The sequence below is a fragment of the Cohaesibacter intestini genome, assembly GCF_003324485.1.
GTDB lineage: Bacteria > Pseudomonadota > Alphaproteobacteria > Rhizobiales > Cohaesibacteraceae > Cohaesibacter > Cohaesibacter intestini.
In genome coordinates this window covers 1097481-1120569 of sequence record NZ_QODK01000001.1, presented here as the reverse complement: position 1 = coordinate 1120569, position 23089 = coordinate 1097481, and the positions used below count along the sequence as shown (strand labels likewise).

The 23089-nt window shown below is 56.2% G+C and carries 20 protein-coding genes; 9 read left to right on the top strand and 11 right to left on the bottom strand.

What is annotated here, in order from left to right:
- Positions 1-2: 2 nt before the first annotated feature.
- Positions 3-1124: a GDP-mannose 4,6-dehydratase gene (gmd, locus tag DSD30_RS04825; RefSeq protein ID WP_114008400.1), complete on the bottom strand. Its 1122-nt coding sequence runs from the start codon at positions 1122-1124 to the stop codon at positions 3-5.
- 425 nt (positions 1125-1549) lie between these two features.
- On the opposite strand from gmd, the gene DSD30_RS04820 reads away from it, so the two are divergent.
- The 3 genes from DSD30_RS04820 to DSD30_RS04810 all read left to right on the top strand — a co-directional run bounded on the left by DSD30_RS04820 (position 1550) and on the right by DSD30_RS04810 (position 3975).
- On the top strand, positions 1550-2509 hold the full coding sequence (locus tag DSD30_RS04820) for a dihydrodipicolinate synthase family protein (protein ID WP_114008399.1): 960 nt from the start codon (positions 1550-1552) through the stop codon (positions 2507-2509).
- On the top strand, positions 2500-3432 hold the full coding sequence (locus tag DSD30_RS04815) for a 4-hydroxyproline epimerase (RefSeq protein WP_114008398.1): 933 nt from the start codon (positions 2500-2502) through the stop codon (positions 3430-3432). The genes DSD30_RS04820 and DSD30_RS04815 overlap by 10 nt, the downstream gene beginning before the upstream one ends.
- A gap of 84 nt (positions 3433-3516) precedes the next feature.
- Positions 3517-3975, top strand: a complete 459-nt coding sequence (locus DSD30_RS04810; protein WP_245418355.1) for a secondary thiamine-phosphate synthase enzyme YjbQ — start codon at positions 3517-3519, stop codon at positions 3973-3975.
- Here DSD30_RS04810 and DSD30_RS04805 read toward each other — a convergent pair whose 3' ends face one another.
- A complete protein-coding gene (locus DSD30_RS04805; RefSeq protein ID WP_114008396.1) occupies positions 3976-5220 on the bottom strand; it encodes a molybdopterin molybdotransferase MoeA in 1245 nt (414 codons plus the stop codon).
- A 345-nt stretch (positions 5221-5565) separates the two neighbouring features.
- Between DSD30_RS04805 and DSD30_RS04800 the strand changes: the two genes are divergently transcribed.
- The 3 genes from DSD30_RS04800 (at position 5566) to DSD30_RS04790 (ending at position 8460) form a co-directional block, all read left to right on the top strand.
- Entirely contained in the window at positions 5566-6714 is a 1149-nt protein-coding gene (locus DSD30_RS04800; protein ID WP_114008395.1) for a sirohydrochlorin chelatase, read from the top strand.
- A gap of 201 nt (positions 6715-6915) precedes the next feature.
- A complete protein-coding gene (locus tag DSD30_RS04795) occupies positions 6916-7827 on the top strand; it encodes a hypothetical protein (protein WP_157967563.1) in 912 nt (303 codons plus the stop codon).
- A gap of 3 nt (positions 7828-7830) precedes the next feature.
- Entirely contained in the window at positions 7831-8460 is a 630-nt protein-coding gene (locus tag DSD30_RS04790; protein WP_114008393.1) for a cytochrome c family protein, read from the top strand.
- A 79-nt stretch (positions 8461-8539) separates the two neighbouring features.
- On the opposite strand, the gene mgrA is transcribed toward DSD30_RS04790, so the two are convergent.
- Both mgrA and DSD30_RS04780 read right to left on the bottom strand, forming a co-directional pair.
- Positions 8540-9571 carry an L-glyceraldehyde 3-phosphate reductase gene (gene mgrA, locus DSD30_RS04785; RefSeq protein ID WP_114008392.1) on the bottom strand — a complete coding sequence of 344 codons (1032 nt, stop codon included), beginning with the start codon at positions 9569-9571 and terminating at the stop codon, positions 8540-8542.
- 239 nt (positions 9572-9810) lie between these two features.
- Positions 9811-10743: a LysR family transcriptional regulator gene (locus DSD30_RS04780; RefSeq protein ID WP_114008391.1), complete on the bottom strand. Its 933-nt coding sequence runs from the start codon at positions 10741-10743 to the stop codon at positions 9811-9813.
- A gap of 220 nt (positions 10744-10963) precedes the next feature.
- Here DSD30_RS04780 and DSD30_RS04775 point away from each other — a divergent pair, with 220 nt between their 5' ends.
- Positions 10964-11806: an SDR family NAD(P)-dependent oxidoreductase gene (locus DSD30_RS04775; protein WP_114008390.1), complete on the top strand. Its 843-nt coding sequence runs from the start codon at positions 10964-10966 to the stop codon at positions 11804-11806.
- Positions 11799-12734, top strand: coding sequence for an SMP-30/gluconolactonase/LRE family protein (locus DSD30_RS04770; RefSeq protein ID WP_114008389.1), 936 nt, complete (start codon positions 11799-11801; stop codon positions 12732-12734). The genes DSD30_RS04775 and DSD30_RS04770 overlap by 8 nt, the downstream gene beginning before the upstream one ends.
- Before the next feature lie 87 nt (positions 12735-12821).
- Here DSD30_RS04770 and DSD30_RS04765 read toward each other — a convergent pair whose 3' ends face one another.
- From DSD30_RS04765 to DSD30_RS04740, 6 genes are all read right to left on the bottom strand, one after another.
- The gene (locus DSD30_RS04765; RefSeq protein WP_114008388.1) at positions 12822-13469 is read right to left on the bottom strand and encodes a dihydroxyacetone kinase subunit L; all 648 of its coding nucleotides are present in this window, start codon (positions 13467-13469) and stop codon (positions 12822-12824) included.
- Positions 13470-13479: 10 nt separating this feature from the next.
- Entirely contained in the window at positions 13480-14481 is a 1002-nt protein-coding gene (locus DSD30_RS04760; protein WP_114008387.1) for a dihydroxyacetone kinase subunit DhaK, read from the bottom strand.
- Positions 14482-14523: 42 nt separating this feature from the next.
- Positions 14524-15558 carry an ABC transporter permease gene (locus DSD30_RS04755; protein WP_114008386.1) on the bottom strand — a complete coding sequence of 345 codons (1035 nt, stop codon included), beginning with the start codon at positions 15556-15558 and terminating at the stop codon, positions 14524-14526.
- Positions 15555-17102, bottom strand: coding sequence for a sugar ABC transporter ATP-binding protein (locus DSD30_RS04750; protein WP_114008385.1), 1548 nt, complete (start codon positions 17100-17102; stop codon positions 15555-15557). Before DSD30_RS04750 ends, DSD30_RS04755 begins: the two co-directional genes overlap by 4 nt.
- 143 nt (positions 17103-17245) lie before the next feature.
- Positions 17246-18256 (bottom strand): substrate-binding domain-containing protein, encoded by a 1011-nt coding sequence (locus tag DSD30_RS04745; protein WP_114008384.1) that lies wholly within the window; start codon positions 18254-18256, stop codon positions 17246-17248.
- A gap of 40 nt (positions 18257-18296) precedes the next feature.
- Positions 18297-19316, bottom strand: coding sequence for an ABC transporter permease (locus DSD30_RS04740; RefSeq protein WP_114008383.1), 1020 nt, complete (start codon positions 19314-19316; stop codon positions 18297-18299).
- Positions 19317-19529: 213 nt separating this feature from the next.
- Here DSD30_RS04740 and DSD30_RS04735 point away from each other — a divergent pair, with 213 nt between their 5' ends.
- Positions 19530-20585, top strand: a complete 1056-nt coding sequence (locus tag DSD30_RS04735) for a LacI family DNA-binding transcriptional regulator (RefSeq protein ID WP_114008382.1) — start codon at positions 19530-19532, stop codon at positions 20583-20585.
- A gap of 154 nt (positions 20586-20739) precedes the next feature.
- On the opposite strand, the gene DSD30_RS04730 is transcribed toward DSD30_RS04735, so the two are convergent.
- A complete protein-coding gene (locus tag DSD30_RS04730) occupies positions 20740-22935 on the bottom strand; it encodes a calcium-binding protein (RefSeq protein ID WP_114008381.1) in 2196 nt (731 codons plus the stop codon).
- Positions 22936-23089: the final 154 nt, after the last annotated feature.

The following is a 23089-nucleotide window of genomic DNA, read 5'->3' as shown; positions in this document are numbered from 1 at the left end:
GCTCATCCCTCGACCGATACCGGCAACTCATAGCCATGCTCTTGCAGAACTCGGGCCCGACGCGCAGCCTTGAGGTCTTCGCGCACCATCTCCGCACACATTTCCTGAACGGTAATGGCAGGCTCCCAACCCAGTTTGTCCTTGGCCTTGGTTGGATCACCAAGAAGGGTTTCCACCTCCGCCGGACGGAAGTAGCGTGGATCGATGCGCAACACAACATCTCCGGCTTTCACCGCCGGAGCCATGTCGGAAATCACGGCTTCCACCACAGCAACTTCCTCAAGCCCCGTGCCTTCAAAGCGCAGCTTGATGCCCAGCTCTTCTGCCGACCATTGCACAAACTGGCGCACCGAATATTGCACCCCGGTGGCAATGACAAAATCTTCCGGTTCGTCCTGTTGCAACATCATCCACTGCATCCGGACATAATCCTTGGCATGGCCCCAATCGCGCAAGGCGTCGATATTGCCCATATAGAGGCATTCTTCCAGCCCCTGCGCAATATTGGCCAAACCGCGCGTGATCTTGCGGGTCACGAAGGTTTCTCCACGACGCGGGCTTTCATGATTGAACAGAATGCCGTTGCAGGCATACATGCCATAGGCCTCGCGGTAATTGACCGTGATCCAGTAGGAATAGAGCTTGGCCACCGCATAAGGCGAGCGCGGATAAAAGGGCGTGGTTTCCTTCTGCGGTGTTTCCTGCACCAGACCATATAGCTCTGACGTCGACGCCTGATAGAAGCGGGTCTTTTTCTCAAGGCCCAGAAAACGAATGGCCTCCAGCAACCGCAAAGTGCCAATCGCATCCGTATCCGCGGTATATTCCGGCGCTTCAAAGCTGACGGCCACATGAGACTGCGCCCCCAGATTATACACTTCATCGGGCTGCACTTCGCTGATGATCCGCGTCAGGTTCGACGTGTCGGTCAGATCGCCATAATGCAGTTTCAGATTGGCATTCTCAACATGAGGATCCTGAAAAATATGATCGATCCGCTGGGTGTTGAATTGGGAAGCCCGGCGCTTGATGCCATGCACTTCATAGCCTTTTTCCAGCAACAGCTCCGCAAGATAGGAGCCATCTTGCCCGGTAATGCCTGTGATCAGTGCTTTTTTCGTCATAAATATCAAAGTCCACTCTTGGGAAAACGCTTCTATCGCGAAGCTCTAACCCTGCTTGCGATGCAAATGTCTCCAACACTTGCCCTGTCGATGGCCAACAGACGGCAGGCACAAGACACCATGCGCAAAAGGGGATGACCGGCAAAGACCGATCTGCTTTGCTCTACTGGTATCCTCTCCCTCATCAATAGGCAATATGATCAAGTGAAATCCAGTCCTTTTCGCCCGCTTTCCCATCCCTATTCATCTGTCTGAACAGGATGAGCCTGCTCCGCCTCGTCCCATTTCATCGGTTTTTGAGAGACGTCGAAAGACGAAGCAAGGATCCGGAAAGCGGATAAAAAGAAAGGGATTGCCTGTGATTGAAAATAGTATACAATATCCAACAAACGAAAACACCCTATCACGAGGCGAGAACAGACACGATGGCTTCCAACATTTTCAGCGGCACGATGCCTGCCTTAATGACCCCCTGCAAAGCGGATCGCACCCCGGATTTTGATGCGCTGGTGAAAAAGGGCAAAGAAATGATCGAGGCTGGCATGTCCGCGCTGGTCTATTGCGGCTCGATGGGCGACTGGCCGTTGCTCAGTGACGAACAGCGCATGGAAGGCGTTGAACGTCTGGTCAAAGCCGGCTTGCCTGTGGTGGTCGGTACCGGTGCCATCAACTCCAAATCCGCAGTCGCTCATGCCGCTCATGCGCAGAAAGTGGGCGCTGCCGGTCTGATGGTCATTCCCCGCGTCCTGTCACGCGGCCCGTCCCCAGCTGCCCAGAAGAACCATTTCAAGGCCATTCTGGAAGCTGCACCGGACATCCCTTCGATCATTTATAACAGCCCCTATTATGGCTTTGCCACCAAGGCCGATCTGTTCTTTGCCCTGCGGGCCGAGCATCCGAACCTGATTGGCTTCAAGGAGTTTGGTGGCCCGGCCGATCTGCGCTATGCAGCGGAAAACATCACCGCGCAGGATGATCAGGTCACCCTGATGGTCGGCGTCGACACCGCCGTTTATCATGGCATCGTCAATTGCGGCGCCACCGGCTCGATCACCGGCATTGGCACCGCTCTGCCTAAGGAAGTCCTGCTGCTGGCGAGCCTGTCGAAAAAGGCTGCCGAAGGGCACGCCGAAGCCCGCCAACGGGCGCTGGAGCTGACCGAAGCCATCGAGGTGCTGTCCAGCTTTGACGAAGGCCCGGATCTTGTCCTCTATTACAAGTATCTGCTGGTCCTGAATGGCGAAGAAGAATATCGTCTGCATTTCAACGAAACCGACGCTCTGACCGCTTCGCAAGCCACCTATTGCGAACGGCAATATGCCCTGTTCCGCAGCTGGTTTGCCGATTGGGTCACGCAAGGCGGGATCATCAAGGAATGCATGTAATTGACAGCCATACGGGTGGTGAGCCGACGCGGGTGATCCTTGATGGTGGCCCGGATCTTGGATCCGGGTCGCTTTCAGATCGCGCTCAGCGTCTGGCCACCGACCATCAGGCGCTTTATCGCGCGATCATGATGGAACCACGCGGACAACCGGCCATGGTCGGGGCCTTGTTGGTTGAGCCAACCGACGAAAGCTGCGTCACTGGTGTGATCTATTTTGACGCTGGTGCAGTGCTTGGCATGTGCGGTCACGGCACCATCGGTCTGGCCGTCACCTTGGCCCATTTGGGTCGGATCGACATCGGCACCCACCGGATCGAAACTCCGGCAGGCATCGTCGAAGTCACCCTGACAGACCGCAACACCGTCACCGTGCGCAACATTGAAAGCCGCCGCGTGGCCAAGGATGTCAGCATAACGCTTGATGATTTGGGCACCATCACAGGCGACATTGCCTATGGCGGCAACTGGTTCTACATCATCGATCCCAGCCCTGTTGCCGTGGAGCCATCCAACCTGCGCGCACTGACAGACACAGCGATTTCAATCCGCACAGCGATCAATGAACGCCAGCAAGCCGATCAAACCGGGATAGAGGTCGATCATGTGATCTTCCAGGGCCCATCGCCCAAACCGGACATACACAGCAGGAATTTTGTCCTATGCCCGGACGACACTTACGATCGCTCCCCTTGCGGCACGGGCAGCTCGGCCCGGCTTGCCTGCCTGGCAGCCGATGACCGATTGGCACCGGGGGAAGAGATCCAGCAGGAAAGCATCATCGGCTCTCATTATCAGCTCTCCTATCAGCCCGGCCAAGCGGGAGGGATCATCCCGCAGATCACCGGACAGGCCTATATCATGGCCGAGACGAAGCTGATCTTTGATCCGTCCGACCCCTTTCGGGATGGCATCATCCTCTAGGCCCACCTTGTCACCCTCCTTGTCTTGGGGCAGCAAACGGGCCTAGAGTGCGCTCATTCTGTTAAAGGAATGAGGAAACAGCCGATGCCAGCCGCCCCCAACACCCACTTTGATGTGATTCATGACAGCCTGTCCTTTCAGACCGGTGCCAAGAGCATCCAGATCATCACCCGTCCAGTGGCAGACTGGCTGCAATCCATAGGGGCCATCTCCGGCACGGTGACCCTATTCATCCAGCACACATCAGCGTCCCTCACCATTCAGGAAAATGCCGATCCGACCGTGCAGGACGATTTGCTAAGCTATCTCGAAGATCTGGCACCACAGGGGCGCCATTATGTCCATTCCTATGAAGGACCGGACGATATGCCTGCCCATCTGAAAACCGCGCTCACATCAGTCAGTGAAACCATCCCCGTTGATCACGGGCAGATGCTGCTTGGCCAATGGCAGGGCATCTATCTCATCGAGCATCGCGCTCACCGTCATCAGCGTCAGATCCGGCTTTGCTTCACTGGCCTGCGCCAAGCCGATAGCCTCTGATCAGCCGAGCAAGCGATCAAAGGAGAAATAGTCAACCAGATCCCCTTTTCGTGACAGGACACCGTCCGGCAAAGCCGCCAACCCGTCAGCCCAGAAGACACTGACCATCACCGCTGACCCCTGATGGGGAAAAGGCACCAGTTCCTGCGCGCCCTTTCCATTGTCCGCCACCCGCACGCGGACAAAGTCCCGCCGCATGCTGACCTTGCCCTGATCAAAGCCCAAAGCAATCTTGGAAGCAGCAGGCAAACTGTCCGACCGGCCCTGCATCTTGCGGATCAAGGGCGCACAGATCAGAAGAAATGTGACATAGGCCGAGACCGGATTGCCCGGCAGCCCGACAAAGGGCACCGCCCCCAGCCAGCCAAAGGCCAGCGGCTTGCCCGGCTTGATGTTCAACTTCCACAAATCGAGCGACCCCAGAGCAAGGACCGCATCCTTGACGTGATCTTCCTCGCCAACCGACACACCGCCCGACGTCACCACCAGATCGGCTGCCTTTGCCGCCTGCTCCAAAGCACGGCGCGTGCTATTCGGTTCATCAGCCACACAGCCCAGATCAACAATGTCGCATTGCATCCGGGTCAACAAGGCAATCAGGGCCGCATGGTTGGAATTGTAGATCTGCCCCGGCCCCAGCGGCTCACCAGGATCACGCAACTCATCCCCGGTCGACAGCACAGCCACTTTCAGCCGACGGACCACCGACAAAGAGCCGACCCCGACGGATGCCGCCAGCCCGATATGGGCCGGGCCAAGCTTCACACCCGCCTCAAGGATCCGCCCCCCCTTGGCGACGCTTTCCCCCGTCCGGCGGATATTGTTGCCCGCCTTTACTGGCCCGTCAAAGCACACAAAGCCATCTTCCAAAGTGCAGTTTTCCTGCATCACCACCGCATCGACACCATCAGGCACTGCTGCGCCGGTAAAAATGCGCGCCGCCGTTTCCGCCTCCATCGCCTCGCCGACATATCCCGCCGGAATACGCTGAAGAACCGGCAGACGGATTGGGCCAACTTGCGACAGCATCTCGCTGCGCACCGCATAACCATCCATGGCGCTATTGTCCCATGGCGGCATGTCAACAGCCGCCGACACCGCTTCGGCCAAAACCCGGTCCAGCCCATCGCCGAGCGCGACCGCTTCATGCTCCGACAAGGGCGAGACCGAGGCCAAAATCTTGCTCTGCGCCTCTTCCAGCGCCATCAAGCCCTTGCCCATCGGTGCGGTCTTTTCCTCAGCCATGCCAACGGCCCCTTTCTTCGCCCAGAGGGAATGATCAGCGCGCGCGATCAAGCCCCTTTGTGGATCAAATCAGTCTGGCAGGAACACTAGCATGACGCGCGATCAGTGCAAGCGTTGGAAAGGACTTGCACAATCCCAATCAAGCCGGCCAGCGATCAGGCAAGCTCCGCCATTTGACCGCTTGCAATTGCCCCTTCCCAACGCCTATAGACATAGGACAAGATCTGTCTGACTTGTTATCCGCATATCGCCAGAACCGATGGCGGTTCGTCAGCATCCCGTCAGAATGCTGTGCCATGCGTCTCCCATAGCTCAGTAGAACGCCCATCCAAAAAAGGCAGGACAATGCCAAAACATGGTATCATGATTTGCGGCCACGGCAGCCGCGCCAAATCAGCAGAAGAAGAATTCAGTCTCCTTGCCAAAGGCATCCGCACACGTTACCCGGATCTCCCCGTCGAATATGGCTTTCTGGAATATTCAGCCCCCAACATTCACATGGGGCTCGATGCACTGATCAAGGCAGGTGTGACCGAGATTACCGCCGTTCCCGGCATGTTGTTCGCCGCCACTCACGCGAAAAACGACATCCCGTCCGTCCTGACCACCTATCAGGACAAGCATCCCGGCGTTACGATCCAATATGGCCGCGAACTGGCCCTGCATCCGCAAATGATCGAAGCCTTCAAGGTCCGCATTCTTGAAGCACTCGGCAAGGATCACGTCCATGATGGCGATCTCTATGACACCATGCTGGTGGTGGTCGGTCGCGGCACCTCCGACACCATGGCCAATGCCGAAGCCGCCCGCCTGACCCGCATCGTCTCGGAAGATATGGGCTTTGGCTGGTCGGAAACTGTCTATTCCGGCGTCACCTACCCGTCCGTCGGCCGTGGTCTGGAAATGGCCCTCAAGCTTGGCTTCAAAAAGGTTGTTGTGGCCCCATATTTCCTGTTTACCGGCCGTCTGATTGACCGCATCTATAATTATGTCGACAAGGTCGCTGGCGACAATCCGGATGTGAGCTTCTACAAGGCCCATTATCTGAAGGATCAGGATCACGTTATCGACACCTTTGTCGAACGGATCGAAGAGGCCCGCAGCGGCAAGCTGACCGAGACTTTTGATTTGATGGGGTCCTTCAAGGAACGCTTGGCCCGCGGCGAAGTGGAAATCCATCACCATCATGCCGAATTCACCGATCCGGATGATGACGAAGCCAAGGGCAATCATGATCACGATCACTCACATGATCACTCTCATGACCACGGGCACCATGATCACGGCCACTCCCACGATCATCATGATCATCACGGGCACTCTCATGGTCACGGCCATGACCATTCCCACGGGCACAGCCATGGCATCTACAAGCATATTGCCCATCCCCACGGGCCACGCACCATGATCGATGAAGGCGTCTGCTGTTGCTTCATGAGCCAGTTCCCGCAGGAGGTCATCGACGACGAGCATGCAAAACGCCAAGAAGACTGAGCCGCTCCTCTTCGCGAGCGACACAAGCCCTGATCCAATCAAGGCCCGCCCTCACCCGAGAGGCGGGCCTTTTTGCATCTCCATCCCTTCGTGATCATGGTCCAGCAGAACCGCCCCGCGCACGGTGCTCCTGTGCCAGTGTCACGAAAGCGTCAAGCAAATCCAATATCGCTGCTCCGATATCAGTTCATGGAGATCCACATGTCTATCCGGTCAGCATTCCTTCTCTGCGCTGTCAGCCTGTTCCTCACCGTGCAAGCCCTGAATGTTGGGGTGTCTGCATCCTTTGCGCAAACAGCCAAAGCAGCAAAAGACGAAAAGGCCGTACCGATGCCGCCGGTGGATCCCAACAGCTATGACCCGCAGCTGAGCGCCAAGGAAGCGGCCCTGACCACATGGGCATTGGCGGTTTCCGGTATCCGTGCCGGTCACGTGGTCAGCGATCACATATTGCGGGCAGGCAAGAAGGACACGCCTTTTTCCCGTCTTGCCCCCCAGGCGCGCTTTGCGCTCAAGACCATGATCACCCGCTATAGTGCTGCCAACTGGCTGTTCGCCACCGACCACAGCGTAGCGCCGATCGATCCGTCGGTCGTTCTCGCGGTCGCCAAGGCCGCAACGCAGACATGCGAGAACAAGGGTGAAGCCTGCGAGACAAAGCGTGCAGCGCTCCTTGCCGCCTTCCTCAACGCCTCTCAAGCCTTTGATGCCACAGCCGATGCCGTGGAACGGGCAGCCATCAGCCAGCAAGCCAAGCCCGAACGGCAATTGATGGCTGAAATTTTCACCGCCATGGCCGATTATCTGGGCAGCGCTGCATGGCATAGCAACCTGACCCTGACAGAGCTGGGCAAGGACGGTGACGAAATTGCAGGCCGGATTGTCGGCACACTCGCCGTCTGGAACACACTCGCGCCCTATATCGGCATGATGGACAAGCCGCTTGATAACCGGATCGAAGCGACCATTGATCAGCTGCTGACTGGAGTGAAAAGCCACATTCGCGGCAAGGCTGTCCTCACCGCAGACAGCAAGGACCTGATTGCTGTGCAAATCTCGGCCAATAGATTGGCCAACGAGTTCAGCCAAGCCGCAGGCCTGTTCAAGGACTAGCGCATGCAGCGTCTCATTCTCGCAGCCTGTCTGCTCGCCACGCACGCTCTGGCAAATGCCGCTAGCAAAGATCAGACCATCAGGGCCTGTCTGTCCTGCCATATCGACGAAGCGGGAAAGCTCGACATTGTCGGGATCAAGGCCCTCGATGCCCTGCCACCAGACTGGCAAATGCGCTTTGAGGATGCGTTTGACATGGACAGCGACGGCATTGCCGGACGCCTGCAGTTTGTCAGCGGCCACGGCCAGCCCCTGATTGCCAAATGGGGCAGTAATCTTGCCGCCGCCCGCTTTGAAGACTTTGCCCTGATCGCCTCGGCCGCCCATGCAGTGCCACTGGAAAGTGATGCGATAATCAAGACCGTAAAAGAGGCCTTTGCCGCCCGGTCCCCCAGCCCGACGAGCCCCTTTGCCACCGAAGGAGAGCGCGGCCGTTTTGACGCTCAAGGCTGCCCACTATGTCATGTCACCGAGACGTTTGAATTTGAAGGTCAGGACGTGATGCCGCTCAGCGATTTTCTGCTGCACGACATGGGTGGTCCGAACGACAAGCCCAAACGCACCAAACCACTCTGGGGCTATTCCCAAAGCCTATGGCAAACCGCCCACGCCCAGCGCAACTGGAACAAGTGATTCCAGCCAATAGGGGCCAAACCCGACAGAAAGCGGATTTGGCCCATAACGATTGGCAAAACAGGCGACAGACCGCCTTTTAAAGCGCGGTCGATGCCTTCCACAGATCAGTATTGCCATCATGGGCATATTGATCGATCTCTGCCAGCTCTTCCGCTGTGAAGTCCAAACCATCAAGAGCGTCGAGCGAATTGGACAATTGCTCCACATTGCGGGCACCGATCAAGGACGAGGTTACCCGTGGGTCGCGCAAGGTCCAGGCAATCGCCATCTGCGCCAGCGTTTGCCCGCGCCTCTTAGCAATGGCATTGAGCGCACGGATGCGGCTCAACACATCTTCGGTCAAGCTATTGGGGTCGAACGAGCCGCCACGGGTTGCCCGGGTTTCCTCTGGGATGCCGCCAAGATATTTCGAGGTCAGCATCCCCTGCGCCAACGGCGAGAAGGCGATACAGCCGGTACCCAGATCCTCGAGCGTGTCGAGCAGACCATCCTCGATCCAACGATTGAACATCGAATAGTTCGGCTGATGAATGAAGAGCGGAACACGCTCCTCGGCCAGAATGGCGGCCGCCTTGCGGGTCAATTCTGGCGAATAGCTCGAAATGCCCACATAAAGCGCCTTGCCCTGCCGGTGCAAATGCGCCAGCGCGCCCATGGTTTCCTCAAGCGGCGTGGTTGGATCAACCCGGTGCGAATAGAAGATATCGACATAATCAAGTCCCATCCGCTTGAGCGACTGGTCGAGACTGGCAATCAGATATTTGCGGCTGCCGCCGATATCGCCATAAGGTCCGGGCCACATGTCCCAGCCCGCCTTGGTGGAAATGATCATCTCATCACGATAGGGCGCGAAGTCGCTGGCCATCATGCGCCCGAAATTCTCTTCTGCCGAGCCATAGGGAGGGCCATAATTGTTGGCCAGATCAAAATGCGTCACCCCCCGGTCAAAGGCATGGCGCAGGATGGCACGCCCGGTTTCATAAACATCCTCGCCTCCGAAATTCTGCCAAAGGCCAAGAGAAATGGCTGGCAGATCGATACCGCTTCGGCCACAGCGGCGATAGAGCATGTTGGTTTGATAGCGGTCAGCGGCTGCTTGGTAGGGCATGGTGGAAGCCTCCTCAATTTCGGATCCGGTACATCCCTCACAAGGGCGCGGATCGCCCCGTGATGTCCGTCAGCGCAATCATATGCACTGACGCTGTCGCGACAATGGAAAAGGCGACAAAGGTCAGTCAATGCATCGTTGAACAGAATTCAACAATGCATCCATATAAGCTGTGTTACAAAGGGACCAGAAAGCACTCGGTATCATTTGCAATCAGGGAGATGAAAACGAAAAAGCAGCTATTTGTTGGCCCGCGTTGCAAGCCGCGCCAGCCCCTGATCCTCCCGGATCAAGTCGATCAATTCATGCAAGCCGGGTGGCACCTGTCGTCGGCTCGGATAGTAGATGGTAAAAGGGGGGCCTTCAGAGCTCCATTCCGGCATGACGATTTCAAGGCTTCCGACGGCAACGTCCTGTCGAACCCGGTGTTCCAGACAATAGGCAAAGCCAAGCCCCTGCAGCGCCGCTTCGATGGCCTGATCCGTTGCATTGGCGCATAGCGGCCCGCGCACATCAACGCGCACCAGCGTCGGTCCATTGCCCAGCTCCCACTGATAGCGACTATTGTCGCCGACGCGCATTTCGATGCAGGGAAGATCGAGCAAATCCTGTGGCTGCTGCGGCCGACCTGCGCGAGCAATCAGTGCGGGAGAGCCGATAACCACCCAGTTGAGCGGGGGACTCAAGGCCACACCGATCATGTCCTGCGGCACCCGGTCGCCATAGCGGATGCCGGCATCGAACCCTTCTTCGACGATATCGACCAGATGGTCATCAACCGCCAGGTCGATATGCATGTCGGGAAAGCGCTCGAAATAGAGGGGCACAATCGGTCGCAAGATCAGCGACGCGGCATCGCGCAGGGCATTGAGACGCAATCGGCCTGCAGGATGGTCACGTTGGTGCAACAGGGTGCCAAGCGCATCATCGATGGCTTGCAGACCAACCTCGAGCTGGGATGCGAGCAGAGCACCAGCCTCGGTGGGCCTGAGCGAGCGGCTGGTCCGGTTGAGAAGCTTGACATCAAGCTCGGTTTCAAGCTTGCGCAAGCGATGACTGAGGGCAGACGTCGTCACGCCCAGCTCGATTGCCGCCTGTCGCATGCTCTGCCGCCGCACGATGGTAACAAAGACATTGAGATCGGCCAGTAAGGCCCGGTCAAATGTGCGCACGATGCTCTGCCTTTCGTTGAGTGACACTCAACAGATATCAGGTTGCAGCACAAGAATGAAGGGCGCAGGATGGTTCGTATAAAGATTGCATTCAGATAGGATCGCAATCGATCAGACAGTCGCAGGCGGAAGGCCCGGCCTTGCGGCAAACCAATCAGCTTGGCACGCCAGATCCAGAACGGCTTGCCGTCTGTGATACGCGTGAAGAAGGAACAAGAGCATGTCGCATGGAGCAATCGAAAAAGGCAAAGTGGCAATCGTGACAGGAGGCGCCAGCGGTATCGGGCTGGCAGCAGCCCACCGTTTCGGTGCCGCCGGGATGAAGGTGCTGGTCACCGACTTGCCGGGAGATGCACTCGAGAAAGCCGCCCAGACTCTCAAGGCTGCCGGCATCGATGCAACAGCGCTTGCGGTGGATGTCACGGATCGGGACCAGATTGCCCGCGCCAGGGAAAAAGCCGGGCAACTGGGTCCAGTATCCATCGTCATGTCGAATGCGGGACGCGAAGGAGGAGGCAGCCTTCTTGCAGGAGAGGATGTCTGGCGCCGCACACTGGAGACCAATCTTTGGGGGGCCATTCATATCTCTCAATTATTCCTCCCCGATCTGATCGCCGGGCAAGATCCTGCCGCCATCATTTTCACCGGCTCCAAACAGGGGATCACCCTGCCACCCGGAGACACCGCCTACAATGTCTCGAAAGCTGCCCTGCGGGCCTTGTCGGAATCCGTCTCCCATGACCTTGTGAAATCGACCGACGGGCGTGTCACAGCGCATCTGCTCATCCCCGGCTTCACCTTCACTGGCTTTACCCGGGCCAATGGCGTTACCGAAAAACCGGCCGGTGCATGGAGCGCCGAACAGGTGGCCGACTTCATGATGCAAGGGCTGGATCGGGGTGACTTCTACATCCTGTGTCCGGACAACGATGTCGACCGGGCAACCGATGAGAAGCGGATGCGTTGGGGGATTGGCGACATCATCGAGAACCGCCCGGCCCTGTCCCGCTGGCACCCCGATTATGCAGAGGTCTTTGATGCCTATATGAAATCCGATGACTGACAGCAGAAAAGCCGCAATCGGTGACGCTGGCTCAGTGCTGACCGCATTCGAGCCAGCTTTCCTGCGTCTGTTTCCTGAAGGCGCGTCTTTGCAAGCACTTTGGCAGCAGGGGAAATGGACCGAAGGCCCGTCCTATCTTCCCCTGACCCAATCGCTCATCTTCAGCGACATCCCCAATGACCGCCAGATGCTCTATTCCGAACCGTCCGGCGCCGTGCATGTCTGGCGCGGCGGACAGAGGCACTTTGTCAATGGCACGGTGCCCGATGCAGCTGGTGGAGTGTTGCTGTGCGAGCATGGCACACGGTCGCTGACCCGTCTTTCCCCGGACGGCAAACGACAGATATTGGCGGATCGCTTTGAAGGCCGACGCCTCAACAGCCCGAATGATGTCGTCGAGCATAGGGATGGCTCGATCTGGTTCACCGATCCCACCTATGGCATTGAATTTCCAGATCAGGGCAATCCCGGCGAGCAGGAACAGGAGGGCAGCTTCGTCTATCGCTATGATCCGAAAACCACCAGGCTTTCGGCCGTAATCCGAGACTGCGCCTACCCCAATGGCCTCGCCTTCTCACCGGATGGAACTCATCTTTATGTCGCGGATTCCGGTGGCAGCCGCAGTCCGGGAAACCAACGTCACATTCGCGTCTTCGATCTTGACAGCGACGGACAGCTTTCGGGGGGTAAGATTTTCGCACACTGCCCCAACGGTGTGTTCGATGGCTTCCGTGTGGATCGATCTGGCCGCCTATGGGCCAGCGCGCGCGATGGCGTCTATGTCCTGTCCGCGCTCGGCGATGTGATGGGTCGCATTGCAACACCTCAAACCGTGTCCAATCTTTGCTTTGGCGGCCCACGACGGGACAAGCTTTATATCACCGCAACGACCAGCTTGCTGGCAATCGATCTGGCACAACCCGCCTAGAAAGAGGATCTTGCGCTCCAAAAGCAAACCGCCCTCCTCGGATCCTGACCTGAGAGGGCGGCTTTCATGGTGCGTCAGAGCGATAGACTAGCTCAAGGCCTGCTCATTGAGGAATAGTCCCAACTCTTCTGCCAGCATGCAGGCGACTGTGCCGCCCGCATCCTGCAAGCCCACCGTTTTCTCCTGAAAGGCGGCGGCCTTGCCATGTTGCGCAACCATCTGCTTGGTTGCTTCAAGAGCCTCGGCGGCGGCACGGGCGGCAACCTGTCCGGCAATTGCCAGATCCGCACCATCTGTGTTTTGCGCCTCATAGGCCTGCGCTATGGGATCCAGAACGTCCAGAACGGTCTTGTCACCCAATTGCGCCTTGCCGCGCTGCGCCACACCATCAGCATAGGCCCGCCAGAAGGCAGCCAGACCGGAGATATCGAGAACCGACGCCTCCGACAGAGCCTTGCCACCGCGCATGAAGCCGGTCGCCATCAGCGTACCCATGGTAGACGGTGCTGCCTTCGAGATGGCAGCGCCAGCATGCTTCATCAAATCACCCAGGCTGGGCTGCTCCAGTTCATGCACCCTGTCGCGAGCGGCGACAAAGGCCTTGGACATCGTCAGCCCCAGATCACTGTCACCAACCTTGCCATCCAGAGCGATCAACGCATCCCGTTCGGCTTCAAAGCGGCTGGCAAACCGGTCAAACAGACCGATCACCAATGCAGGTTCGATGGATTTCATCACCGGCTCCTTAGCGTGCAAAATGCTGAAAGAAGGGGGTATCGGCTTCCGCAGCGATCAATGGCTCCAATTCGTCATCCAGATGCAGCACGGAGATCGAGAAACCGGCCATTTCCATGGAGGTAGCGAATTCACCAAGCCAGACGTGACGGATCTTGACGCCTTTCTCGTCCATCAGCTGCCCAAGGCGGCGATAGATGATATAGAGCTCTTCCTTGGGGGTACCACCAAGGCCATTGACAAGGATCGCCACTTCATCGCCCTTGGCATAATCGGTCTCGGCAAAGATGCGTTCCATCATTTCATCAACGACCGCATCAGCCGGAGCCAGAGCCTTGCGCGAAATACCCGGTTCGCCATGGATACCCATGCCGATTTCCATCTCATTTTCACCGATCTCAAAACCCGGTTTTCCAACTTCAGGCACGATGCAGGGCGAAAGGGCTACGCCCATGGTGCGGGTTCTGGTCTTTGCCTTCTCGGCAATCCGCGCCACTTCAGCCAGCGGCTTCATCTGGGCGGCGGCAGCTCCGGCAGCCTTGTACAGGAAGAAGATCCCTGCAACACCGCGACGCTTATGTTCCTCACCAACCACTGACGAGGCCACATCATCATTGCCCACCACCGTTGCGGTTTCGATGTCATCCAGTTCGACCAGCTCGCCGGCCATGTCGAAATTCATGATGTCACCGGTATAATTGCCATACAGGAACAGAACGCCCGCACCCTGATCAACATAACGGGTGACCTCTGCCAGCTGGTCTGCACTTGGCGACTGGAAGACACCGCCAACGCCGCAGCCATCAAGCATGTTCTTGCCGACAAAACCAAGGAAGGTTGGCAAATGCCCTGACCCGCCACCGGTCACGATGCCCACTTTGCCTTCAACCGGCTTTGCGGTCACATAGCACCGAAGATCATCGGCAGTATAGGTCACGTCCGGATGGGCGCGATAGATGCCTTCGAGCATTTCGTCGACAAAACTTTCAGGTTTATTGAGAAACTTCTTCATCTCGTTCCCTTTCTTTTCGGGATGTTCAAAAACTGGACTTTGTTATTTCTGGCGCCGAACGAAGAAGGCTGCGGCCAGAAGGATGAACGCACCAACCACCACGCGTTGCCAGGTCGACGGGATACCGACCAGCACCAGGGAATTGTTCACAACTGTGATCAGAAGAACGCCGGTCACGGTCCCAAAAACGGTACCGGTGCCGCCTGTGATCCGGGCACCGCCCAAAACCACAGCTGCAATCACTTCAATCTCCGAGCCGACCAGATCGAACGGGTTGGCCATCCGGTTCGAGCAGACGTGGATGATACCGGCCATGGCAGCAAGCGCCCCTGTGAAGGCAAAGACAAACACATGAACCACACGCTGGTCATAGCCAAGTCGCTCGGCAATGCTGGCATTGCCGCCGGTGGCAAAAATGGCGCGCCCCATCAGGGTTCGGTTGAACAGGAACCAGGTCAGGATCGCAGCACCCGGAAAGATCAGGAAATACATCGGCAAAGTGACCGTGGTGTCCGCAGCACTCTGGAATTCGAACAAAGGAGCCCTGCCAAAGGCGATCATCTGCGGCGGCAGTTCCATCAACCAGACCGTCCCGATGAAGGCCAACAGGATGCCGCGGAACAGATATTGCGTGCCGATCGTAACAATCAGGGATGGCACACTGAGCTTGTGAACCATCCAGCCATTCACCGCACCAAGCAAGGCGCCACCCAGAACCGCTGCGGTAATGACGAAGGACATTGGCGCATCAGGCCAAATATTAATCACGAACAGGGTCGCGGAATACATGGTCAGCGCAGCAATCGCCGTGAAGGACACGTCGATCCCGCCCACAGCGAGAATGGAGAAGACCCCAAGCGCGAACAGCCCTGTAACAACACTCGAGCGCCCCATGTCAATCAGCGACGAAGGTTGCAGGAAAGCAGGGTTGAGCACCGACACCAGACAACAGATCACGATGAGAATCGCAAGGCTGATCAGTTCGGGACGCTGCTTGAAGACTTTACCAACCTGCAGCAGCCTGCCCTGTTTCCCTGAAGAAACAGCTGTGTTTTCTATATTCTGAACGATTGTCATTCGGCGGCCTCCCGTGTGCTGGCAAGCATGGAACGATAGACACGCTCCTCATCGCTTGTTGCTGCGTCGAGTTCATCGACCATCTCGCCCCGGTTCATGACCAGGATGCGATCGCAATTCTGGAAAAGTTCAGGCAGGTCATCGGACACGATGATCAAGCTGATGCCACGTTCCGCCATTGCTTGGATCGCACGATAGATTGCATCCTTTGAGCCGACATCCACGCCGACCGTTGGGCCATGCAGCACCAGAATGCGCGGCTCAATACTGAGCCAGCGTCCGATAAGGACCTTTTGCTGGTTTCCGCCGGACAGAGCGCCGACTGGCAGGTCGATATCGGACGTGTTGACCGTCATCAGTTTTGAGATGCGGCTGGCTTCCACGCGGCCCTTGCGTTGGTTGATCAAACCAAGCTTGTTGATCAACTTGTCGAACAGCAAGGTCACTTCATTTTCAAAGATCGACTTTTCAATGAACAGCCCTTCCGACAAGCGGTCTTCCGGGACATAACCGATGCCCAGATCAATTGCCCGCTTGGGGGAAGAAATCTCGACTTTCTCGCCTTCAATCTCAAACGCACCCTTATCGAGATGCATATGCCCTGTCATCGCCAGGGCAAGCTCGTTTCTGCCGGAGTCGGACAGGCCTGTAATGCCCAGAATTTCGCCTCGATTGAGAGAAAAGCTAATATCGTGAAAGGCGTCTCCAGCGCTTGCGCGCTTCACCCGGAAAATCTCTTCCTCAAATGGCTTGCCTTCACGATAGCGCGAGATCTCGATTTCACGTCCCGTCATCAATCTGGCCAGATCCGCGCGCGAATAATCGGCGATCTTGCCCTGTTCGACACACAAACCATCGCGGAACACGATCACCTGTCCGCCAATACGGTAGCTTTCTTCCAGCTTGTGGGTGACAAACAGAACCGCAACATTCTGAGCCCGCAACTTGGACACCAGTTCGATCAGCACATCCACTTCCTTGCGAGTCAGGGACGTTGTGGGTTCGTCCATGATGACCAACCGGGCCTTGGATGCGATGGCACGGGCAATGGCAATCCGCTGCCGAATGGCCAGTGGCAAGGTGGCGGTGGGGGACTTTAACAATTGCCGTGTTGGCTCAAGACCAACATTGCGAATGGCTTCTTCTGCCGTCTTGGTGAGAGTCTTTTTGTCAAGGCCCCTCAACAACCGGCCGCGCCCTTGCACGAGCTGCTGCCCCAATGCGATATTTTCTTCAACCGTCAGATTTGGCAGCAGGGACAGGTCCTGATAGACCGTTTCAATGCCCGCTTCGAGCGACTGGATAGGGGTCAGACGCGTAAGACTTCGCCCATCAAGGATGATTTCTCCTTCGGTGGGAAGATACGCACCCGAGATCACTTTGATCACTGTGCTTTTGCCACATCCATTCTCACCAAGCAGGTGATAGGCTTCGCCTTCGCGAATTGTCATACTGACACCGCGCAGGGCATGCACACCTCCGAAGCGTTTGTGGATGCCTTGAAGTTCCAAAAATGGGGGAGCGTTTTCGGGAATTTGGGACATGGATGGCACTTCCGTCTCGAGAATTGTGAAAGACGTAGACTCAACTAGGCGCGCACGGGCGGGCTTGCGGGATCACGTCAAACCGCGCGTCATGGTCCGGCCCCACACAGCGTGCGGGACCGGAAAGCAAAGTTTCAATTCAATCAGAAGAGATAGTCTTTGTAGGTGTCCTTGTCGGCCAGGACCATGCCGTTGCCGAAGACGAGAAGACCATCGCCAGCGCCCGGCTTGACGGTGACTTTTTCATAGCCTTCCACACCGAGATCCATGCCATCGGTGATCTTGCCACCTTCCAGCAGGATCTTGGCAACAGCATTCATTGCCATGCCGGCTTTTTGTGGATCCCAGAAACCGATCGCGGTAATCGCACCGGAATCAAGATAGGCAGCAGCTGGATTTGGCAGACCGGTACCAACCAGGCAAACCTTGCCAGCCAGACCGGCTTCTTCGATGGCACGGCCAGCGCCCAGCACGTCATTGCCAGCGGAGGATTGGATGCCCTTCAGATCCGGATGCTTGCGCAGCAGTTCCTTGACCTTGTTGTAGACGAGGTTGGCATCGTCAAAGCTCTCATTGTTGGCATCGACTAGTTCCATGTCAGGATACTTTTTGGCATTTTCCTCACCCGCGGTCACCCACTGGATGTGCGTGCGAGAACCAAGGCCGCCAACAAAGGTGGTCCATTTGCCTTTACCGCCCATGCATTCGGCCAGCCGTTCGTTCATGGCTGCACCATAATCGGAATTGTCGAAAGCCTCGACATCGACCATGGTGTTTTTCTGGTTGTCGGCTTCGTGGGTGACAACAACGACACCGCGATCCATGGCGCGTTTCAGGATCCCTTCGATGATGGAAGGATCCATCGGCACAACGGCCAGGGCATCCGTGCCTTTGGCGATCAGATCGTTGATGATCTGAAGCTGTTGGGCGGAGTCGGCAGTGGACGGACCGAACTGCTCGATTTTCATGTCTGGATTGGCTTCAGCGAATTTCTTGACGCCCGTTTCCATGCGGTCAAACCAGGGAATACCGCTGATTTTTACGACTGTTGTGATTGACTTGGCATCCGCCGCATTTGCCTGTACCGAGGTCATTGCAACGGCAGACAGCAGTGCTGCGGCGAGAACGCATGATTTCTTAAGACCCTGTTTCATGATTTCCTCCCGAGAAATATCCAGGTATGTGAAGTGTCCCTCAACTTTGAGACTTCGAGGCACGAGGGGATTGCACCGAAGCGAACAGCACCGCGAAATGCTCGACGAGAGCCAAACGGTTGACGAACAGGAAGAAGATAAGCATTGCTCCCCACGCCAAATCGCGGACGAAATTGGAAAGACCGATAAAGTTCAGAAGGCTGGTCATCAGCTGTAGGACGATCGCACTCAAGACGACATTGACCACACGGCCATACCCGCCTTCAGGCTTCACCCCGGCCATGACGGCAATCAGGATGGCGACCAGCAGATAGGTCGTGCCATAGTCCCATTTCACATTGACATTGCGGGCCGCGATAATGGCGCCGGACAAACCGGCCAACAGGCCGGAAATGCCATATGTGGTGATGATGATCCGGCCATGGGCGAAGCCACTGAAAGCAGCCGCCTTCTGATTGGACCCTGTCATCATCAACTTGACGCCATAGCGGGTAAACCGCAGCACAACACCCAGCACGACGGCGACAAGAATGAACAGTACGAAGCTCCAAGGAACACCGAGCAAAAACCCGTTGCCCATTTCATAGAGTGGCCCCGGCGCCCCGATCCGCACCGCGCGTCCATCGGACAGGACAACGGTAATGCCGGTAAAGAACATCTGCGTGCCGAGCGTGCAGAGAATCGGCGTGATGCCCATCTTTGAGATAATGAACCCATTAAGAATGCCGCCTGCCGTTCCGACAACCAGGCATCCGACCACGAACGTGATCGTGAAAGCCGCCGGCATTTCGTTAACGGGGAACAGGCTCAGGGCAAACAGCCCAGAGGCGACACCAGCCAGATTGGCCATGGCGATACCGGACAAGTCGATACCACCCTCGCCTGCGCACATGGCAAGCATAACTCCGATGGCCAGCAAGCCGATTTCAGGCACCTGATTGGTCATGGACTGCAAGTTGAACAGGGAAAGATACCCCCCGCCAGACATGATCCCGCCAAAAGTCAGCAACACTGCAATCAGCACAATCAGCAGGGAGAAACTTCGATCCAGCTTCCGCATACCTTCCTCCTTCAGTAAGCCCACCACCGAATTTAGTAAAACCCTCTCACATTTCCAAACTTATTTCAATAAATTTTTGTCGTTTAGTGGAAATAATTTAGTGCATTTCACCAAATAATTTAGTAAAGTTCACAACACAAGCAAAAGCACACTTGATAAAACGGCGTGTATCGATGTAGGAGTTCTACTCTGCAGAGAGGGATCGAGGGACCAATGCAAACAAAAACAAAAAAGCCAGCCACCCTGAGACAAGTGGCCGAACTGGCCGATGTTTCCATGGCCACCGCATCCCTTGTCGTCAATCGCAAAGGCGAGATCTCCTTCGAGACGCGCAATCGGGTTCTTCAGGCAATGGAGACATTGAGGTATGTGCCCAAGCGTGACCGCCAACGCGGCGACGTTGCCGTGCAGGAAACACTGAACACGGTTCGGTTTCTCAAGATTGCCCGCCACGGCCAGACGGTGAACCGCGATCATAATGTGTTCATTTCCGACTATATTGACGGCATGTCCTTCGAGGCGACGCGCCGCGACTATTTCCTGCAGGTCGTCTCCTATGAGAATTCCAGCATCAATGACGTGCTTGAAGGGTTGGCCGGTGCGGAACTGAGCGGCTTCATTGCTCTGGGAACAGAATTGACTGACGAGGATATCGAATCGATTCTCTCCCACAATCTGCCCTGCGTGATCATTGACACCCACAAGCCATTCATGAATGGCAATTTCGTCAACATGGACAATGACCAGCTGGTCTATCGCGCGCTCGAATATTTCAAGAGTCAAAAGCTCGAGAAGATCGGCATGGTCAGCAGCCATTCCTCGGTCGCCAACTTTCAGCTGCGCCATGATGCATTCTTGCGCAGCATGAACCGGCTGGATCTGGAGGTTGACCCGACGCAGATTCTATCCGTTGCATCAACCCTTGAAGGGGCATTCAAGGAAGCCGCCAAGCAGCTGGACGAAATTGACGAATTGGCAGATGCCTATTTGTGCGCAAACGACATCATTGCATTTGGCTTCATCCGCGCCTTGCGGCAGCGGGGGCTTTCGGTCCCGAAGGATGTGTCCGTTATCGGCATCGACAACCTGCCGACAGCCGCAATGTTCGAACCACCCCTCACCTCCGTTGACGTGCCCAAGCAGAAAATCGGCGCGATGGCGTTGCGTATCCTCGATGACCTGATCACCAACGGCAAGGCTGAGCCTGCAATCAAACTGCTACTCTCCGGCGAACTCATCGTGCGCGACAGCGTGCAGACCAAGGCTTGAGCGTCAAGACCGCGTCCAGATTCCACAGCCCCCCAGTCCGCATTGTCTACGGGATGGAGATAGCGAGCTTGGATCGAAAAATGGCGGTGAGATACCGCCAGTCAAATCGCTGACCTTCTTGCCTTGTGACTTATCCTGATAAAGCAAGGGATCCTCAAACAAACTCGAAATCCGACGCTTCGATGAGGGTGTGGTCGGTGAAGTTCTGCAGCAGAACGGTGTTGGTTGCGAAAGAGAGGAGGGTATCAGCCCCCTGATCGGTGACGATGACATTGTCAAAGGAGCCGACGCCAATGGCAATCCGGATTGTGTCGATACCGTCTTCGAAGTCGGTGATGATGTCACTCTCATTCACACCGAAGAAGAAAAAAGTATCCGCTCCACCACCGCCAGTGAAGCGATCATTGCCGGCATTGTCGGCGAAGAAATCGTTCCCCAAGCCACCACTGAGCGTGTCGCTTCCCCCACCGCCATTCAGGTTGTTGTTGCCCGAATTGCCAACAATGGAGTTGGCCAGACCGTTGCCAACACCACTGCTATTGCCGGTGCCCAGCAAGTTGAGATTTTCCAGATGGGCAGAATGATCCCGCAAGGCAAAGGAGATGTAGCTGAATACGTGGTCGGTACCGTTGTTGCCGACTTCCTCGATGCTATCTCCTGCATCATCTACATAATAGACGTCATTGCCACCGCCCCCAACCATCCGCTCCGCGCCAATATTGTCGAGGAAGATGTCGTTGCCAAGGCCACCGATGAGTGTGTCATTGCCTCCGCCGCCATTGAGAACATTGTTGCCGGAGTTGCCGGTGATAGTGTTGGCCAGTGCGTTGCCTGTCCCATTGATATTTTCGCTGCCATAGAGCTTGAGATGCTCCAGATTGGCGGAATGATCCCGCAAGGCAAAGGAAACAAAGCTGAAAACGAGGTCATTGCCACTGTCGGCATCTTCGGCAATGGTGTCCCCTGCATCATCGACATAATAGACGTCATTCCCCACGCCGCCGACCATATGATCAGCACCGGCATCGCCAACCAGACGATCATTGCCGTCGCCCCCGATCAGAATGTCGTCTCCGTGACCACCAAAAAGCAGGTCCTGCCCTTCCATGCCATTGAGCACATCAGCACCATCCCCGCCGAACATGTCGTCGTTGCCACGATTGCCATAAAGGCTGTCGCCATCAACACCGCCGGAAATATTGCCATCTCGCGGGTCGACGATCTGCAGGCGCAGATTTGAGCCACCGGCGTCCGAATCGATGACTGTGTAGGTCACAGCAATACGGCCATCCTGCAGCATAGCGGCACTCACCTCATCAATGGAAATATCGTCGAGTGGACCGTTGCTGGAGACCTGAAACTCTTGACCAAGCTTGCTACCGAGACTGTCGAAAAGCTGGCCTTTGATCCCTGTGCCCAAAAGGGTGTTGGTGTTAAAAAATACGGCGAACCCACCGGATTTGAGAGGCACGGCTTTGGCAGAGAACTGGTTCTCGGACACATTGCTATTGACGAGAAAAGGCTCGGCGCTGAAGGCGCTACCGTCCGGGCCATAGATGCGGCCCCATACGTCAAAACCCGCACCCGGAAAGTCTGAAGAGTCCGACGCCCAAGTGATCAGAAATCCACCATTTTCAAGCGCCAGTATGTCAGGTTTGCCGTAGCTGCTCAAAGCGGCATCACGACCCGGTACAGTCACCACTGTATCACTGCCACTCACAGCCACGCCAGTATCATCGACAATAGTAAATTCGATGGTATCACTCTCCCGCCATGCAAGCACCACATTCCCATTATTGATCTGGGCACCTGCTGGATCGACCTGTGTGCCAGAGGTGTCTGTCTGGGCGGTGAAAATGGTATTGGAGGCGTGGGTATTGCCATCCAGGCTATTGATGAAAACGTCGATCTGGTTGTCAGCGGCAGCGTCGGATTCCATGATCCAGTAATTTGCGCCAACCAAAAATCCATCCAAATGGGTATTCACTGCCGTGCCAGCGAAATAGACCAAAATTGATTCTGCAACGGAGCCATCGCCATCAAAGAATAGGACACTCCCTTGCCCACCTTCCACGTCGGCGGCCGTAACAGCCCATCCGCCTGCAGGCAGCACCGTGACCACAGGATTGACGAGATCGACAGATGGATTTTCGATGGCGACAAATTCTGCCGTTGCTGGCGAACCGTCCGCATTGAAAACACGCTGAAGAATACGAGTGTCACTGGTGGAGCTGTCTACCCAGACGACGACAAAGCGACCATCGGCAAGCACGGCGATATCCGCACTATTTTGATATGCATCGGTGATGGAGCTAACATTTATTGGTCCGCCCCAGAGCTGAACTGACATGGGTGATCCTTCCAAAAAATCTATAAAAAATGCCACAATAAGGCGGCCAATAATTGGTTAACGAACGTAAAGGAATATAGGTAAATATACCATCCCCAAAATATAGGTCATGGTTGCTGCGCAAAGACTGTAATCGCAACAAAGAGCATCAGAT

Coding starts and splice junctions, on each gene's coding strand:
- gmd (WP_114008400.1), bottom strand. CDS start 1,124: ATGACGAAAAAAGCACTGATCACAGGCATTACCGGGCAAGATGGCTCC.
- DSD30_RS04820 (WP_114008399.1), top strand. CDS start 1,550: ATGGCTTCCAACATTTTCAGCGGCACGATGCCTGCCTTAATGACCCCC.
- DSD30_RS04815 (WP_114008398.1), top strand. CDS start 2,500: ATGCATGTAATTGACAGCCATACGGGTGGTGAGCCGACGCGGGTGATC.
- DSD30_RS04810 (WP_245418355.1), top strand. CDS start 3,517: ATGCCAGCCGCCCCCAACACCCACTTTGATGTGATTCATGACAGCCTG.
- DSD30_RS04805 (WP_114008396.1), bottom strand. CDS start 5,220: ATGGCTGAGGAAAAGACCGCACCGATGGGCAAGGGCTTGATGGCGCTG.
- DSD30_RS04800 (WP_114008395.1), top strand. CDS start 5,566: ATGCCAAAACATGGTATCATGATTTGCGGCCACGGCAGCCGCGCCAAA.
- DSD30_RS04795 (WP_157967563.1), top strand. CDS start 6,916: ATGTCTATCCGGTCAGCATTCCTTCTCTGCGCTGTCAGCCTGTTCCTC.
- DSD30_RS04790 (WP_114008393.1), top strand. CDS start 7,831: ATGCAGCGTCTCATTCTCGCAGCCTGTCTGCTCGCCACGCACGCTCTG.
- mgrA (WP_114008392.1), bottom strand. CDS start 9,571: ATGCCCTACCAAGCAGCCGCTGACCGCTATCAAACCAACATGCTCTAT.
- DSD30_RS04775 (WP_114008390.1), top strand. CDS start 10,964: ATGTCGCATGGAGCAATCGAAAAAGGCAAAGTGGCAATCGTGACAGGA.
- DSD30_RS04770 (WP_114008389.1), top strand. CDS start 11,799: ATGACTGACAGCAGAAAAGCCGCAATCGGTGACGCTGGCTCAGTGCTG.
- DSD30_RS04765 (WP_114008388.1), bottom strand. CDS start 13,469: ATGAAATCCATCGAACCTGCATTGGTGATCGGTCTGTTTGACCGGTTT.
- DSD30_RS04760 (WP_114008387.1), bottom strand. CDS start 14,481: ATGAAGAAGTTTCTCAATAAACCTGAAAGTTTTGTCGACGAAATGCTC.
- DSD30_RS04755 (WP_114008386.1), bottom strand. CDS start 15,558: ATGACAATCGTTCAGAATATAGAAAACACAGCTGTTTCTTCAGGGAAA.
- DSD30_RS04750 (WP_114008385.1), bottom strand. CDS start 17,102: ATGTCCCAAATTCCCGAAAACGCTCCCCCATTTTTGGAACTTCAAGGC.
- DSD30_RS04745 (WP_114008384.1), bottom strand. CDS start 18,256: ATGAAACAGGGTCTTAAGAAATCATGCGTTCTCGCCGCAGCACTGCTG.
- DSD30_RS04740 (WP_114008383.1), bottom strand. CDS start 19,316: ATGCGGAAGCTGGATCGAAGTTTCTCCCTGCTGATTGTGCTGATTGCA.
- DSD30_RS04735 (WP_114008382.1), top strand. CDS start 19,530: ATGCAAACAAAAACAAAAAAGCCAGCCACCCTGAGACAAGTGGCCGAA.
- DSD30_RS04730 (WP_114008381.1), bottom strand. CDS start 22,935: ATGTCAGTTCAGCTCTGGGGCGGACCAATAAATGTTAGCTCCATCACC.